Annotated in this window: 14 protein-coding genes; 6 read left to right on the top strand and 8 right to left on the bottom strand. The window is 31.6% G+C overall.

Annotated elements, in window-relative coordinates; translation table 11 throughout:
• The first annotated feature begins 8 nt into the window (after positions 1–8).
• Complete coding sequence (locus Q0616_RS05675; RefSeq protein ID WP_171622090.1) at positions 9–560, top strand: hypothetical protein; 552 nt, start codon at positions 9–11, stop codon at positions 558–560.
• Between the two features lies 1 nt (position 561).
• Positions 562–1,749 carry an aspartate aminotransferase family protein gene (locus tag Q0616_RS05680; protein ID WP_284583694.1) on the top strand — a complete coding sequence of 396 codons (1,188 nt, stop codon included), beginning with the start codon at positions 562–564 and terminating at the stop codon, positions 1,747–1,749.
• Positions 1,750–1,795: 46 nt separating this feature from the next.
• On the opposite strand, the gene trmD is transcribed toward Q0616_RS05680, so the two are convergent.
• Entirely contained in the window at positions 1,796–2,482 is a 687-nt protein-coding gene (gene trmD / locus Q0616_RS05685) for a tRNA (guanosine(37)-N1)-methyltransferase TrmD (RefSeq protein WP_284583693.1), read from the bottom strand.
• Positions 2,483–2,641: 159 nt separating this feature from the next.
• On the opposite strand from trmD, the gene hemB reads away from it, so the two are divergent.
• Positions 2,642–3,634 carry a porphobilinogen synthase gene (gene hemB / locus Q0616_RS05690; protein WP_171622093.1) on the top strand — a complete coding sequence of 331 codons (993 nt, stop codon included), beginning with the start codon at positions 2,642–2,644 and terminating at the stop codon, positions 3,632–3,634.
• A gap of 122 nt (positions 3,635–3,756) precedes the next feature.
• Here hemB and Q0616_RS05695 read toward each other — a convergent pair whose 3' ends face one another.
• Positions 3,757–4,596 carry an aldo/keto reductase gene (locus tag Q0616_RS05695; protein ID WP_298775719.1) on the bottom strand — a complete coding sequence of 280 codons (840 nt, stop codon included), beginning with the start codon at positions 4,594–4,596 and terminating at the stop codon, positions 3,757–3,759.
• A 170-nt stretch (positions 4,597–4,766) separates the two neighbouring features.
• Between Q0616_RS05695 and Q0616_RS05700 the strand changes: the two genes are divergently transcribed.
• A complete protein-coding gene (locus Q0616_RS05700) occupies positions 4,767–5,069 on the top strand; it encodes a hypothetical protein (protein WP_225539478.1) in 303 nt (100 codons plus the stop codon).
• 57 nt (positions 5,070–5,126) lie between these two features.
• Here Q0616_RS05700 and Q0616_RS05705 read toward each other — a convergent pair whose 3' ends face one another.
• Both Q0616_RS05705 and Q0616_RS05710 read right to left on the bottom strand, forming a co-directional pair.
• Positions 5,127–6,278 carry an FAD-dependent monooxygenase gene (locus Q0616_RS05705; protein WP_298775722.1) on the bottom strand — a complete coding sequence of 384 codons (1,152 nt, stop codon included), beginning with the start codon at positions 6,276–6,278 and terminating at the stop codon, positions 5,127–5,129.
• Between the two features lie 95 nt (positions 6,279–6,373).
• Entirely contained in the window at positions 6,374–7,756 is a 1,383-nt protein-coding gene (locus tag Q0616_RS05710; protein WP_260543157.1) for a dipeptidase, read from the bottom strand.
• Positions 7,757–7,866: 110 nt separating this feature from the next.
• Between Q0616_RS05710 and Q0616_RS05715 the strand changes: the two genes are divergently transcribed.
• A complete protein-coding gene (locus Q0616_RS05715; protein ID WP_298775725.1) occupies positions 7,867–8,181 on the top strand; it encodes a DUF4286 family protein in 315 nt (104 codons plus the stop codon).
• A gap of 41 nt (positions 8,182–8,222) precedes the next feature.
• On the opposite strand, the gene hemL is transcribed toward Q0616_RS05715, so the two are convergent.
• Positions 8,223–9,506, bottom strand: a complete 1,284-nt coding sequence (gene hemL, locus Q0616_RS05720; protein WP_260543155.1) for a glutamate-1-semialdehyde 2,1-aminomutase — start codon at positions 9,504–9,506, stop codon at positions 8,223–8,225.
• A 62-nt stretch (positions 9,507–9,568) separates the two neighbouring features.
• Positions 9,569–13,015 (bottom strand): AAA domain-containing protein, encoded by a 3,447-nt coding sequence (locus Q0616_RS05725; RefSeq protein ID WP_298775728.1) that lies wholly within the window; start codon positions 13,013–13,015, stop codon positions 9,569–9,571.
• Between the two features lie 243 nt (positions 13,016–13,258).
• On the opposite strand from Q0616_RS05725, the gene Q0616_RS05730 reads away from it, so the two are divergent.
• Positions 13,259–14,296: a fatty acid desaturase gene (locus Q0616_RS05730; RefSeq protein ID WP_286483047.1), complete on the top strand. Its 1,038-nt coding sequence runs from the start codon at positions 13,259–13,261 to the stop codon at positions 14,294–14,296.
• Positions 14,297–14,352: 56 nt separating this feature from the next.
• Here Q0616_RS05730 and Q0616_RS05735 read toward each other — a convergent pair whose 3' ends face one another.
• Together Q0616_RS05735 and ligA are read right to left on the bottom strand one after the other, a co-directional pair.
• Positions 14,353–14,910 carry a hypothetical protein gene (locus Q0616_RS05735; protein ID WP_225542006.1) on the bottom strand — a complete coding sequence of 186 codons (558 nt, stop codon included), beginning with the start codon at positions 14,908–14,910 and terminating at the stop codon, positions 14,353–14,355.
• Complete coding sequence (gene ligA / locus Q0616_RS05740; protein WP_225542005.1) at positions 14,910–16,904, bottom strand: NAD-dependent DNA ligase LigA; 1,995 nt, start codon at positions 16,902–16,904, stop codon at positions 14,910–14,912. Before ligA ends, Q0616_RS05735 begins: the two co-directional genes overlap by 1 nt.
• Positions 16,905–16,948: the final 44 nt, after the last annotated feature.

Raw genomic sequence — 16,948 nt, forward strand, 5'->3', positions numbered from 1 at the left:
AATTATAAATGAAAACTACATCTATTATATTATCTCTCGTTTTACTAACAAGTTGTTATACTTACACTGCTTTTGATCCTGAAGAATATGCTGCTGAGATGGCAAAAAATGCTAATCAGCCAACAAATCTAAAAGAAAGAAGTCGTGTTAGAGCAGAACTCTCTCAATCGAAAAGAGCAAGACAAGATCCAAATCAAGATGTAAACAGTTCAACAGCAAGAATTAGTAAAACAGAAATGGATGAATTCAAATCAAATCAAAAAACATCAACTGAAGATAAAATAGCGATAGATCCTTCTACAATAAAGATTACAGATGTGATTAAACCTGATAATTTTTATAAAGTTGATACACAAGGAAAAGAGTATACGATTGAGGCTAAACAATGGAAAGCTGATACTTTATATGCTGTTGTAAAAGGAACAGAAAAAGAATTAAAATTTCATAAAAACGATATTTCTACATTCAAAATAAGAAAATTTTCAAAAGGTAAGTCAGACGCTTTAACTGTTGCATCGTACGCAATAGGAGGAGCAGCTGCACTTTTATTATTAAAATAAAATGGGAACATTAAAAGAAGAATTTTTTCAATACCAAGCGCAAACAACAAATTTCGCTTCTGGTTTTGAAGTTGATTACGCAAAAGGCTCTTATATCTATGGAAAAGATGGAAGAGCCTATCTTGATTTTGTAGCTGGCGTTTCTGTCAACACGCTTGGTCATAGCCATCCGCGAATCAATCAGGCGATCATCAATCAAGTGAATAAATATATGCATGTTGCTGTTTATGGAGAATATGCACAAGAAAAACCAGTAGAATTATGTAAACGTTTGGTCGATTTAACACCAAAAGGTTTAGATCAAGTATATTTGGTTAATTCGGGTACAGAAGCAATCGAAGCTTCGTTAAAATTAGCAAAACGCTATACAGGACGACGTCAATTGGTGTCTTTTCGAAATGCTTACCATGGGAATACTCATGGATCGTTAAGTGTGTCTGGTGACGAACGTAAAAAAGCAGCGTTTCGACCATTATTACCTGAAGTTTATTTCATAAATTTTAATAATGAAGAAGATTTACAAAAGATAACAACTGAAACAGCAGGTGTAATAGTTGAAAGTATTCGAGGTGCTTCTGGTTTTCGTTTGCCTGAAAACGACTTTTTTATTAAATTAAAAAAACGTTGTGATGAGGTCGGTGCTTTGTTGATAATGGACGAAATTCAGCCAGGTTTTGGTCGTACTGGAAAATTGTTTGGTTTCGAGCACTTTGGTGTCGTTCCAGATATTGTAGCAATGGGAAAAGGAATGGCAAGCGGACTACCTGTTGGTGCGTTTATGACATCGAATGAAATTATGAGTTCTCTAAAACAAAATCCTCAGTTAGGACATATCACGACTTTTGGTGGAAATCCAGTAATTGCTGCAGCAGCTTTAGAACTATTAAATGTATTGGAAGAAGAAAATTTAATGGATGATATCGAACGCAAAGAACAATTGTTTAGAGATAACTTGAAACATCCTAAAATTAAGAAAATTCATGGTAAAGGCTTGATGTTAGCACCAGAATTATTTTCACCAGAATATACTTTAAGAGTTCAACAAGAATGTATGAATCGTGGTTTGATTCTTTTCTTTTTGATGTATAGTATAGAAAATTTAAGAATTACGCCTCCAATTAATATTTCAGATGAAGATATTATCAAAGGATGTGAGATTTTGAAATCTGTTTTAAACGATTTAGATTAATTAATATACTAAAAAAACTTCAGAATTTTCTGAAGTTTTTTTAGTATTATTTATTTCGTTTTTCTAACAAATCTGGACGACGAGCTTTCGTACGTTCAACTGCTTTATCGTGTAGCCATTCTTCTATTTTTGGGAAATTACCAGACAATAATATTTCTGGAACTTTATGACCTTTATAATCTGCAGGGCGCGTATAAATTGGCGGCGCTAATAAATCATCTTGAAAAGAATCTGAAAGTGCAGAAGTTTCGTCACCAATTACACCTGGTAATAAACGAATAATAGAATCGGCTAAAATAATCGCACCAAATTCTCCTCCAGAAAGTACGTAATCACCAATCGAAATTTCTCGCGTCACATACATATCACGAATGCGTTGATCGATTCCTTTGTAATGCCCACAAATCATCATCAAATTACCTTTTAAAGATAAATCATTCGCTATATTTTGATTCAATGTTTCGCCATCTGGCGTTAAATAGATAATTTCATCATATTCGCGTTCCTCTTTTAGTTTCGAAATCATTTTATCCAAAGGTTCGCACATAATTACCATTCCAGAAGTTCCTCCATACGGATAATCGTCCACATGACGATAACGACCTTTTCCAAATTCTCTCAAATCATGAACATGAATTTCGGCCAAACCTTTGTCTTGTGCACGTTTCATAATCGAAGCAGAAAATGGACTAACTAATAATTCGGGTAAAACAGTGATAATATCTATTCGCATGGTGCAAAGATATTTGTTTAACTACGTTTGCGCAAGTTTAAAAGTCAAATTGATGATAAAAGAAACTCTGTTTTTTTATACATTTATAAATATAATTGATATTATTCATTGGACTAAATCGAATATAAACCTTTAAATTTGTGCTAAAATTTTATCAAAATGTTTATATATAACAGACATAGAAGACTTCGTAAAAACGAATCTATTCGTAGTATGATTCGTGAAAATCATTTATCTCCAAACGATTTTATTTTACCAATTTTTGTGGCTGAAGGTGAGGGTGTAAAAGAAGAAATTGAAGCTATGCCTGGTATCTATCGTCATTCAATTGATAATACAGTAAAGGAAGTAAAAGAAATTTGGGATTTAGGTATTAAATCTGTTAATATATATTGTAAAGTTAGTGACAACTTAAAAGATAACACTGGAAAAGAAGCTTGGAATCCTAATGGCTTAATGCAAAATACAATTAAAGCGATTAAAGATGCAGTTCCTGAAATGATTGTAATGCCTGACGTTGCATTAGATCCATTTTCTATTTATGGACATGATGGAATTATTAAAAATGGTGAAGTTTTAAATGACGAAACAGTGGAAGCATTGGTTAAAATGACTTTATCTCATGCCGAAGCTGGTGCTGATTTTGTTGCGCCTTCTGATATGATGGATGGTCGAATAGGAGCTATGCGTATGGCTTTAGAAGAAAACGGTTTTCATAATGTTGGAATTATGACGTATGCTGCTAAATATGCTTCATCTTTTTATGGGCCTTTCCGTACAGCATTAGATTCTGCACCTGTAGAAGATCAAAGCATTCCTCAAGATAAAAAAACCTACCAAATGGATTTTCATAATTCTCAAGAAGCATTGCGCGAAGCAATTGCAGATGTAGAGGAAGGAGCTGATATTTTGATGGTAAAACCAGGTATGGCTTATTTGGATATCGTAAAAATGGTGAAAGATAATTTACAAGTTCCGGTATCTGTTTTTCAAGTTTCTGGTGAATATGCAATGATAAAAGCAGCAGCAGAAAAAGGTTGGATCGATCATGATAAAATTATGTTAGAAACCTTAACTTGTTTTAAAAGAGCAGGAGCAGACCTAATTTCAACTTATTTTGCAAAAGAAGCTGCAAGATTATTGAATGAATAATTTTTTGAGATTAATAATTTACAAAAAAAACAGATTAGATATTTTCTAATCTGTTTTTTTTATGAATTGACTTTTTCTAAATAAAACACAAAATCATTGTTAAAATGGTTGAATTAAATAGATTAAAACTCAATCAAAGAAGGGTTCAATCCAGAAAAACCATCAGCAGGCATTTCATCAATTGCTTTAATATCTTCTGTACTCAATTTAAAATTATCGGAAGTCAAATTTGCTTCAATATTTTTTTCTGAAGAGGAACGAGGAAGTGGTAAAATTTCTTTTGCTAAACAATAATTAATACAAATTTGTCCAACCGAAACATTGTATTTATTGGCTAATGAAACGATCAATTCATTTTCTAAAATACGGCCAGATCCAAGCGGGCTCCATGCTTGTACCAATAAATCGTTTTGTTTACAAAAATCGACTAATTCTGGCTGAGAATGCCCTGGATGAATTTCAATTTGATTGACCATTGGTTTGATTTTAGTAGTTTCAAACAAAGCTTCTAAATGGTTGATATTAAAATTACTTACACCAATCGCTTTTGCTTTTCCAGAAGTATAAATTTCTTCAAAAGCACGCCAAGTAGAAGCGTTTAACGCTGCCCAATTATCAGGAAATTGCGTTTCATTTGCAGGCCAATGAATCAAATACAAATCCAAATAATCTGTTTGTAAATCGGTCAAAGTTTGCTCAAATGCTGCCAATGCTTTTTCGTATCCACGCTCAGAATTCCAACATTTAGATGTAATAAATAGTTCTTTACGATCGATGTTTTGAGATTGTAAAACAACTCCTATTTCTTTTTCATTTTTGTAGATTGCAGCTGTGTCTATATGCGTATAACCCTTTTCTAATGCTATTTTTAGAGGTTCTGTTACTTTTTCACCTTCCAATAACCATGTTCCGAAACCAATTGCAGGTATATCAATTCCGTTTGATATTTTAAAATTCTTCATTTTTTTTGATTTAATACTATTTCAAATTTATTTCAATTTGATCGATTTCAATAAATAGAAGACGTTAATTCTTATGTTAAAACTCATTTTATGAATTCTTATTTTTAATTGTTTGTTTCTAAAATAGTTCTATATTTATTCACGAAAAGTAATGGAAAAAAATAAATAAAATGACACAATTTACAGGAACGATTGAGGATTTTATGAATACACACGAAGAATTTATAAATACATTAATTCTTAAAAAAATCAACGAACAGGTAGAGATAAGTAATGATGTTGAAGTGGATATTCTGAATAATGAATTGATTCAACAAAAGTTAGATGATTTAAAAGAACATTTAGGCGATTTATTCGAAAATGAATTTGGTGATTGGGAAATCACAATGGATTTAGAATCATTTGAAACTGAATTTAATAAGCACTTTCAATTATCTAAAAAAGAATTGAAAGAAAATGTGCTGTTGAAGTAAATTAGAAATGTCATTCTGAAAAATTTTAATATACGAGTCGGAATGACATTTTTTTAATTAAACCTTCATAAAGTCTTCTTCTAATAAGTCTTCCAAAGGACTTTGAGTAATAGATTGTGGTAAATTTCGAAAAGCAAAATTTCGAAGATTCATCAAAAATTTATTATCAACTTGAGCAATTTTTCCAGCCAAACGAGAAGTGTCAATGATATAATGTGTACGTTTTAATCGACGTAAATTATAATCTTCAAAAGCTAATAATACATCTGTTTCTTTTTTGATCAATTCATCAAACAAAACACAAACGTCTTCTACAGCCATACAGGCTCCTTGCCCCATATTTGGTGTAGTTGCATGCGCGGCATCACCAATCAATAAAACACGATTAAACGCATAATTGTTAATTGGTTTAATATCCATTATAGGTGTTGTAATTACATTTTGTGTCTTTGTTTTTTGCAATGTACTCCTGATTTGTCCTGAATAATCCTTAAACAGATTTTTGATATCTCTTAAAGTATAGTTGTAAACCTCAGAATTTAATTTTGTATTAACGCAAGCATACCAATAAATTTGATTGTTGATTAAAGGAGTCAAACCAAAACGACCATTTGGTCCCCATGTTTCGATGCTTTTTTTAGAGTTATACGTGTTGTCTTCGACAATTGCGCGCCAACAAATATATCCTGCATAACGAGGCGTAGATTGTTTTAATAATTGTTGACGAATTGTAGAATTTATTCCATCAGCTCCAATTAAATAATCGCCTTCTGTAGAAGTTCCATCTTCAAAATGAAGGACAACTTTTTCAAAACTTTGCTCAAAGAATTTGACTTTTTTAGAAGTTTTAATTTTATTGAAATCAATTTTTGAAACTAAAAAATGATGTAAATCGGCACGATGAATAGCAAAATTTTCGTTGTTATAGTTTTTTCTTAATCGTTCTGTATCTGCTTTCAAAATGGTTTTTTCTTTCCAATCCTGAATTTCAAAGTCTTCTAACATATGCCCCAAAGGAGCAACTTCTTCAGCTAATCCAAGAATTTCGAAAGCTTTCATTGCATTAGAAGCTAATCCAAAACCAGCACCAATTCCACGAACTTCTGATGATGCTTCATAAATTTCGTAATCATAATTTAAGTCTTGAAGAACTTTTGCTAAAGTTAATCCAGCTATACCAGCACCAGCAATTAAGAATTTTTTACCCATTGATTAAAATAAAGTTCAAAATTAATCATTCTACTATAAACCAAAAAGAAAAGCGAATCAAATTGATTCGCTTTTCAGAAGTTATTTAGTCGAAATTATTGTTCGTTAAAATATTTGTAGAAATATGGAATGGTTTCGATTCCTTTGTAGAAATTGAATAAACCATAATGTTCGTTAGGTGAGTGGATAACGTCAGAGTTTAATCCGAACCCCATTAACACAGATTTTGTACCTAATTCTTCCTCGAATAATGCGACAATTGGAATAGAACCTCCAGCTCTTTCAGCTAACGCTTCTTTTTCAAATGTTTCAGCTAATGCTTTTTTAGCAGCGATAAAACCTGGATGATTTGTTGGTAAAATATAAGGTTTACCTCCGTGATGTGGTTTTACTTTAACTTCTACAGAAGAAGGTGCTAAAGTTGGGAAATAATCAGCAAATTGTTTTGTTACAACTTCTGGATCTTGTCCTGGAACCAAACGCATAGATATTTTAGCATACGCATGAGAAGGAATTACAGTTTTTGCACCTTCGCCAATATATCCACCCCAAATTCCATTCACATCTAAAGTTGGACGAATAGAAGCTCTTTCGATTGTAGAGAATCCTTCTTCACCTTGAATATCAGCAATACCAATTGATTTTTTGTAATCTTCGACGTTAAAAGGAATTTTAGCTAAATCAGCTCTTTCATCTTCTGTCAACTCAAGAATTGGTTCGTAAAAACCAGGAATAGTGATATGTCCTTTTTCATTGATTAATTTTCCAATCATTGTTGCTAAAACGTTAATTGGATTTGGAACTGCTCCACCATACACACCCGAGTGCATATCGCGATTAGATCCTTTTACTTCAACTTCTACATATGACAATCCACGTAAACCTACAGAAATAGAAGGTTGATCGTTCGAAATCATAGAAGTATCAGAAATTAAAATCACATCATTTTTTAATTTCTCTTTATTGTCTTTTACGAAATTTACCAATGAAGGAGAACCAACTTCTTCTTCACCTTCGATCATAAATTTAACGTTACAAGGTAATTCGTTTGATTTGTTTAAAGCTTCGAAAGCTTTAACATGCATAAACATTTGACCTTTATCATCTGCAGAACCACGGGCGAAAATTGCACCATCTGGATGAATTTCTGTCTTTTTGATTACTGGCTCGTATGGTCCAGATTCCCATAATTCTAAAGGATCAGCTGGTTGAACATCATAATGTCCGTAAACTAAAACAGTTGGTTTTGATGGATCAATAATTTTTTCACCATAAATAACTGGGAAACCTTCTGTTTCGCAAACTTCTACATTGTCAGCACCTGCTTGTTTCAAATATTTTGCAACCATTTCAGCTGCATCATTTACATCTTGTGTGTAGGCTGGATCAGCACTAACTGAAGGAATTTTAAGTAATTCTATTAATTCATCAAGAAAACGTTGTTTATTTTCTTGTATAAATTGTTGAGTATTGTTCATTTTTTTTTGTTATGAATAATAGGTAAATTTAACAATAAAATTTAGAGTAAACTTCTTTTTGATAAAAAATATAATTCTAAAACCTTTGTATCTTTGCAAAAATTTAGAAAATGATATTATATAATACAACGTTTATTGTAGAACAAGAAGTGCATGATGAATGGTTTGAGTGGGTACAGAAAGAACACATCAATGACTATTTGAAATCGAATTGTTTTATTGGAGCTCGTTTAGGAAAAATAACTTCGCATGTAGAGCCAGGAGCGACGTCTTATTCGTTGCAATTGTTTGTGAATGATGAATTGACTTTAGACCAGTTTAAAAATAATTTTTTAGCAGAAATTCAACAAAAAAGCTTGCAAAAGTTTGCAACAAAAGTAATTAGCTTTGTCAGTGAAATGGAGCATATTGGTGATTATCAATAAATAAAAAATGCAGTAGAAAACCACTGCATTTTTTTTTATTCTTATCCTTCGAAGCTTCTTACAGCGTCTAATGTTTTATTAATTTCAGCATCTTTAATTGCATCAGAAATAAACCAAGTTTCGTATCCAGAAGGAGCAATGTAAACTTCGTTCGTTAATAAATGATGGAAAAATTTGTTGAATCTTTCGTGGTTACATTTGGTCACATCTGTAAAGTTTTTAATTTCCGTTTGCTCTGTAAAGAAAACAGACATCATCGACCCTAAACGATTGATATGATTTGGAATTCCTTTTTCTGCAAAGATTTTAGAAATTTCAACATCTAAAGTTTCTGTAGCGTTATCAATTCTATTGAATAATGCTCTATCATTATTGATAATATTCAATGTTGTGATACCCGCACGCATCGCAATTGGATTTCCTGATAATGTTCCCGCTTGATAAACAGAGCCAAGAGGAGCAAGATGATTCATGATTTCGCGACGAGCAGCAAAAGCACCAACAGGGAAACCACCGCCAATTACTTTACCAAATGTTACAATATCTGCATTGATGTTTAAACGTTCTTGAGAACCTCCCATCGCTTGACGGAAACCTGTCATTACTTCATCAAATATTAATAATGCGCCATTCTCATCACAAATTTGTCTCAATCCTTCTAAGAAACCTTTTTCTGGAACAATACATCCCATGTTTCCTGCAATTGGTTCTACAATAATAGCCGCAATTTCGCCTTTATTTTGTTCGAATAAAGCTTTTACATCTTCCAAATTATTGTATTCTGCCAACAATGTATCTTTTGCAGTTCCTTGCGTTACACCCGGAGAATTTGGATTTCCGAAAGTTGCAGCACCAGAACCAGCTTTAATCAAAAATGAATCTGAATGTCCATGGTAACAACCTTCAAATTTTACAATTTTATCACGATTTGTATAACCTCTTGCTAAACGAATTGCAGACATACAAGCTTCTGTACCAGAATTCACCATACGAATCATGTCGATGTTTGGCACAACAGAAGTGATTAATTTTGCAATTTCAGTTTCCAATTCAGTTGGTGTACCAAAAGAAAAACCATTTTTCATTTGCTCAACTGTCGCATTCAAAACTCGTGGATCTGTATGTCCAATAATCATCGGTCCCCAAGAGTTGATATAATCTACGTAAGCACGTCCGTCTTCATCATAAATATAAGCTCCTTCAGCTTTTTTGATGAAAATTGGCGTTCCTCCAACAGATTTAAATGCACGAACAGGAGAATTTACACCTCCCGGAATATATTCTTGCGCGTCTTTGAATAATGCGCTACTTCTTTGATACAACATAATTTTACAAAAATAGTTGCACAAATTTACTGAATCTTAAATGAATTAAGAAGTGATTTTAATTAGATTGTCAGTTTATGAGTAGATTTATTTTCTAAATAATCAATTAACGTTTTAATGAGTTGATTTTCTTTCAAAATGGTTTGATTTCCAATCAAAAATAATTGCTCTTTTGCACGAGTTAAGGCAACATTTAGTTTTCGATCTACATTTCCTTGATCATTCATATTCACCAATGCATTCAATTGCGAATGATACGTTACAGCAAAACTATACAAAATAATATCGCGCTGACTTCCTTGATAACGTTCAACAGTATCCACCGTAATTTGCTCGTAATCTGGAATATTTGCCAATTCTAATTTTTGTTTTATTAGCGCAATTTGATTACGGAAAGGCGCAATAATTCCGATTGTTTTCTTTGGATCAAATTCTTTTTGATTGATTTCGTATAAATGAATAATTTCTTGCACAAATTTGACAATCAAATCAGCTTCTTGCACATTTGTTGATGGTAAATATGGATTTTCGTCAACATTGATAAACGCAAAACGGTTATTGATTATAAATTGATGTAAGTTATTTGATTCATCATGGTGTTCGAATTGTAAATCTGCACGTTGACGATTTAAACTTTGCTTAATCTCATCATTCAAATTTGGAATATCAAAAGCAACATTTAGTTTTCCTTCATAAAAATAATTGTTCGGAAAATCAGCAATTTCTGCGTGCATTCGACCTTGAAAGGTTAGTTGATCAAACGCATTTTCGTAATTGTTTCGTTCACAAAACTCATATAATCGTTCAAAAATGGAGTTTTTACGATTGATTAAGCCAATATTTTCCAACAACTCGTTATTCGTCATTGCTAATTCAGGATTTTGTAAAACGATTGCTGGTAATTGTTTGTGATCGCCAATCATAATAAAACGCTCTGTTTTTGGGAGAATTCCAACAATTTGAGGTTCTAAAATCTGTGAAGCTTCATCAATGATAATCGTGTCAAATTTCTTTAACTTCAGTAGTTCGGTTTTACTTGAAATTGAAGCAACAGTCGAAACGAAAATACGTTGTTTTTGAACGATATCTTGAATTGTTTTTCTCGAAAATTTTTCTCCTTTTTGTTCTAATTCAGTATCTTTTTGCTCGATAATTTTATTCAATAAATTTGGATGAAATTCTGGCGAAGTAGATAGTTCATTCCCTATTCGAATAAACTTTTGTTCAATTTGATCAGAAATAGCCGAATTGATCGATTCGCATAATTCATCAACTGCACGATTGGTGTATGCCAAAAGCAAAATATTACAATTTTGGTTGTCATAGATTTCTTTTACCAATTCTTTGATGATAATCGATGTTTTTCCTGTTCCTGGAGGTCCATTCAACAAGAAATAATCCTTTGCTGAAAGTGCTTTTTTCAGAATTCGATTTTGTTCATCCGAAAGATTTGCATTAAAATAATCATAATCCATATTATTTCTTGGAACAGATTGTGTTAAAATTAAATCTTTTTTAACTTTAGAAGAATGAATTAATCCATATAAATTTCGATACATCGAAACAAAAGAAGAGTCCATAAAATCTCTCTCTAAAGCCCATTTTCCTGAAGAATCAAACGAATCAAAAAAGTGTGTATTGGGTTGCTGATAGCGGAAACGTAACACAATAAACTCGCGCGAAATACTTTTGATTGTACATTTAAAAACCTGATTTGTTAAAACAGAATCTTTCGATTCATTTCTTGGATAAAGAATACAAATATCACCTTCGCGAATCGAAATAAAATCGTTTGCTGGATTTGTTCGTTTTAATTTAATTTCTCGTTTTGGATCAGAAATATAATTCTCAACGATTTCTAAATCATAAATAATTTCAAAATTATTGTTTTTTTCTTCGAAAGAATTTAACCACAAACTCGCCAAACCGTTGTTAGAAGTTGATTGTCCTAAGCCAAGTTTTGCCATGTATTGCTCTTTTGCAATAAAGTTGGTAAACGAATAAAAATACGCTTTTTCTAACGACGAACTATTTTTTATGGGATAGAGAAATTTATCCAATTGTTCTTCTAAAATTTCTTTGAAACGAGGATGAATTTTTCGTTTGATGAAATTAGCAGGTTTAATTGAATAGACAATTGATTCTATTTCTGCTAACGTATGATTTGCTAATCGATTTTCATTGATGATGATTTTATTTCGTAAATCAAAAATTCGTTGAACCCGTGCTAAAGTTGGCACATCAAAGCGTAAATTTCCTTGATAAACTTTTGAATAGAATATATAACCTTCAGTATTTTTCGTGACATCTTTAAACTCTAAATCATACAAAACACCAATGATCTGATAATACAAAAACAACTGCGTTGCATGATTTGGTTTGACACTTTTTCCATCATCCGGAAAAGGCGCACCACCAGATTTTAGTTCTATAATCTTGTTTTTTCCTTCAGGATTAATATCCAACAAATCCAAACGCCCTTGAATACCATATTGTTCGCACAAAAAAGAAGGTTCTATTAAGGCGCGATCTAATGAAATATCATAAGTAGGAAAATCTTCTGCCAATACTTTTTGAATACGATTAAAATGACCTTTCGCTTCGTCGTAATATTCTTTGAGATGATCAGGATTTGTTAAATCACTACAAGCGGTATATTCCAACGGATAATTCTTAAAATCATTTTTAAAAATCTCATTGAAATCAGTTTTTTCCATATTCTCAGTCGAAAAATGATCGACTACTGCATTGGCAAAATTTCCTAATCGTATATGTTTGCTATTAGGTGCTTCTTCGTATTTCTTCTGAATATAATGCAACTCTGATGTTCCGTAATCTTGAAAACACTCGGCAATTGCGGAAATATCAACCAAATAATCTGGTTCGAGAATGATAAAGCGTGGGTGATAAATTCCTTCTTCATCAATTGTCGAATTCACTAAATTTAATTGTGCACCAACCCAAAAATTTTCAACAGAAGTAAAGTGTTCATTTACGCCATCTTCATCAATTTGAACCGTAATATTTTCTTCAGTTTCATTATCTTCATGATCACAAATCAAACAATCGCGTTTTATTTCTATGATTTGAACACGTAGTTTTTTAATTCTATTTCGTGTCAGAATCTTATTGGTATAAAATTCTTTTTCAGGAAAATAATAGATAATTTCCGAAGGAATCATTACTTCATATATCGCAGAAATGAATTCTGCAACATATTTATAATGTGTGAAATATTCGTGTTCAGTCGGTTCGTATTTCTCGCTCAAAATTCGTTGAGCTGTTTTTCGGAACGAATGAATTTTAGTAGAAACTTGGAATTGATTACAGATAAACGAAAGTTTTGAGAAAAAGTTAGAAAACTGTAAAGCTTCATTTTTAGTTAATTCAAAGGCAAGATTTTCAACCAAACGCTTTAAATCTAAATATTTAGAATTGATTGGTTTATTGGCAAGCTGAATATTTAAAATTTCATTTAAAAGTTGATTTCCTATTTCTTCTCGATTCATGGCGATTAATTTGAAGCAAATTTAAAGATAATTATATCATTTTTTTGATTTGAAATAGTTCTACAAATCTATTATGATTGTAAGTAAAATATCTGTTTAATATCGTGTATTTGAATTATATTTCTATTAATTCTTACATTAACTTAATAAATTAAAATAAACAATATGATATATTTCGCCATAACTATCCAATTTATGCGTTAGGTATTGAGTATATTTGTAGATATTGTTTAAAATTAAATGATGAGTCATCAAGAACATACCAGTAAGATTAGACGAGAAATTACTGCATCTTATCGAGAACTAAAAGAGGATTATCCAATACTTAAAAAACAGAATACCATCGGATTACTAATATTTACATTCGCTGTTGTTGTTAGTCTTTTTATGGGATATTTATGGTATATTAATGTTATTCCAGCATGGGTTTTAATTCTTGTGAATGCATTCGTATTTGGTGTTTTACACGAATTAGAGCATGATTTGATTCATTTTATGTATTTCAAAAACAATAAATTTGTACATAATTTTATGTTAGCATGGATTTGGATTTTGAGACCTTTAACACTTAATCCATGGTTTCGTAGAACCTTACATTTTCATCACCATAGATTTTCAGGAACATTACACGATGTGGAAGAAAGAGGGGTGACGAATGGTGAAAAATGGTCTTTAAAACGTTTATTGTTTACACCTGATTTAGTTTTAGGAAATCTTTTTCGTGTTAAAGTTTTATTTTCTGATATAAAATCTGAAGTTGACAAAGGAAACCTAAAATTTGAAACGGCTAATAAATTAAAATTATATGGAATTTTTGGATTAATTCCGCTGACTATACTATCTCATGTTATTTTATATTTCTTTTCGATTGATTTAGTTTTAGATTTTCTTGCTACTAAGTTTAATACAAATTTTGTATTTCCTGAAGTGATAAAATCAACGTTGAATTGGTTAAATCCATTTATTTATATTGTTTTATTACCTAATTTATTACGCCAATTTTGTTTGCATTTTATAACTTCAAACCTTCATTATTTTGGTGATGTAGAAAAAGGGAATGTAATTGAACAAACACAAATTTTAAATGTTTGGTGGACATATCCTTTCCAAGTGTTTTGTTTTTTCTTTGGCTGGACACATGCTATTCATCATTTTGTTGTGAATGAAACTTTTTATGTTCGACATATTACTCGAAAAAGAGCACATAAAATAATGAAAGAAAATGGTGTTCGTTTCAATGATTTAGGAACGTTTAAAAGAGCGAATCGTTTTCATTATTAAATATTATAACTTACAAAAACTAAAAAAATCCGTCAACATGACGGATTTTTTTTAGTTTAATAAACTTCTTCTTTTTTGAAGAAAACGGTATCATTTCCTTTCCTAAATTTTAGTTCGGAATAACGAATCGTATAATTATCAATCATTCCGTACGTTTCTAAAATATAATTATCCTTGAAACGATAATTTCTATTTGTTTTATTTCTTGCATTGGCACCTAACTCTTCTTTAAGGCTTAATATTTTTGGAGAAATCTCAAAACGTGGATCAGTTTCTATTCGATTGATAATGATATTTATATCCGTTGAGTCCATAATTAGAATAGTTTGTTGTTTCATCTTTTTGATTCCAGAAATATCTGTTGAAACAATCTTTGGTTCTCCTTTGAATCCAATTCCAGCCTGATGTAGATCATTTATTAAATCATCATTTGAATACATTTGACTTCTGTAACCATATTTTACCATTGGAATGACAACTGTAAAAAATAGAGCCAACGAAACAATCATTGCTGCTTTATTGTAGCCAGCCATTCTTAGTCCATAGTAAATAAATGGAACCAAAATTAATAATACAATGCCAAAAATAATAACAGCAATTAATCCAGATTCCATTAGCTTTTTATCATGGTTAAAAATTCATCTTCTGTCAAGACTACTACAGTTCCAATTTCTTCAGCTTTTTTTAATTTACTACCCGCTTTATCTCCAGCAACTAAGAAATTTAAATTTTTAGAAACAGCCGAAATATTTTTTCCTCCATGGTCTTCTACCATTTTCTGTGCTTCGTTTCGTGTAAATTTGGTTAAACTTCCCGTAAACAAAAATGTTTTCCCTTCTAATGAATCGGATAATGGTTTTGCTTCTTCACCAATTTCAAAATTTAATCCATAATCACGTAAACGTTGAATTAGATTTTGATGTTGTTCTTCTTTAAAATATTCTTTGATTGAAAAAGCAATTTTTTCTCCTACATCTGGTACAGCAACCAATTCTTCCATAGTAGCTTGCATTAGTCGGTCAATATTCTGAAAGTGTTTGACTAATTTCTTCGCAACCGTTTCACCAACATGACGAATTCCGATGGCATATAATACTTTTTCGAAAGGTTGTTCTTTCGATTTTTCAACAGATGTAATAATATTCTGAGCCGATTTTTCGGCCATTCTATCCAAAGGTAAAATAGCTTCTTTTTGTAAGGTATAAAAATCAGCAATATTGTTGAGTAAATTTGCGTTGTGTAATAAAACTGCAGTTTCAGCACCAATGCTTTCAATATCCATTGCTTTTCTCGAAACAAAATGCTCTAATTTTCCAATAATCTGTGGTTCACAACCATTTTCGTTTGGACAATAATGTTGTGCTTCTCCTTCGTTTCGAATTAGTTCTGTTCCACAAGAAGGACATTCTTTAATAAACTCTATTTCTTCCGTTCCAGGTTGACGTACGTCTGTATTGACACCTACTATTTTTGGAATAATTTCTCCACCTTTTTCAACATAAACTATATCACCAATGCGGATATCCAATTTTTTGATGATGTCTTCATTATGAACAGATGCACGTTTTACAATTGTACCAGCCAACGAAACAGGTGAAAGATTAGCTACTGGCGTAATTGCTCCTGTGCGTCCAACTTGATAATCAATACTTAATAATTCAGTCTCAGCAGCTTCTGCTTTAAATTTATAGGCCATCGCCCAGCGTGGTGATTTTGCAGTATAACCTAATTCATCTTGTTGTGAAAAAGAATTGACTTTAATTACAATTCCATCCGTTTCATAGGGCAAATTTTTACGTTCGATATCCCAATAGTCAACAAAAGCTAAAACTTCTTCCAAGGAAGTACATAATTTAGATGTATGCGGAATTTTAAATCCTAACTCATCCGCGGCTTGTAGCATTTCCCATTGCGTAGAATACGGCAAATTATTTCCAATAAAATAATACGGAAAGCATTGCAAACCACGTTTAGCAACTTCGGTATTATCTTGTAATTTCAATGAACCTGAGGCGGTATTACGAGGATTTGCATACAATTCTAATCCATTTTGAGCGCGTTCTTCGTTAATAGCTGCAAATTTATTTAGCGGTATAGTAATCTCTCCACGCATAAAAAAACGTTCGGGATAATTACCTTTCAATTTTAAAGGAACAGATTGTATGGTACGAATATTATTCGTGATTTCATCACCTTGTGTTCCATCTCCACGTGTTACAGCCTGAGTTAACTCACCATTTTCGTATAAAATAGAAATTGAAGCACCATCGTATTTCAATTCACAAACGAATTCTACAGCTTCGTCAAGCGTCTTTTCAATTCTTTTTTCCCAGTCTTGTAAATCTTCTACTGAGTACGAGTTATCCAACGAATACATTCTAAATTCGTGTGCAATGGTTGGAAAGTTTTTTGTCACCATGCCTCCAACTCGTTGAGTAGGGGAATTAATATCAAAAAACAAAGGATTCTCGTCTTCTAAACGTTTTAATTCTTTTAATTTCAAATCAAATTCGAAATCAGAAATCGTCGGTTTATCTAAAACGTAATAATTATAATTATGCTGAGTAAGCTCTTCTCTTAAAGCTAAAATTTTATCTTGAATTTCCATTCTAAAAATGTTACAGAACAAAGATAAACACTTGAATTTAGACG

The sequence above is a fragment of the uncultured Empedobacter sp. genome (assembly GCF_937930195.1).
GTDB classification, from domain to species: domain Bacteria; phylum Bacteroidota; class Bacteroidia; order Flavobacteriales; family Weeksellaceae; genus Empedobacter; species Empedobacter stercoris.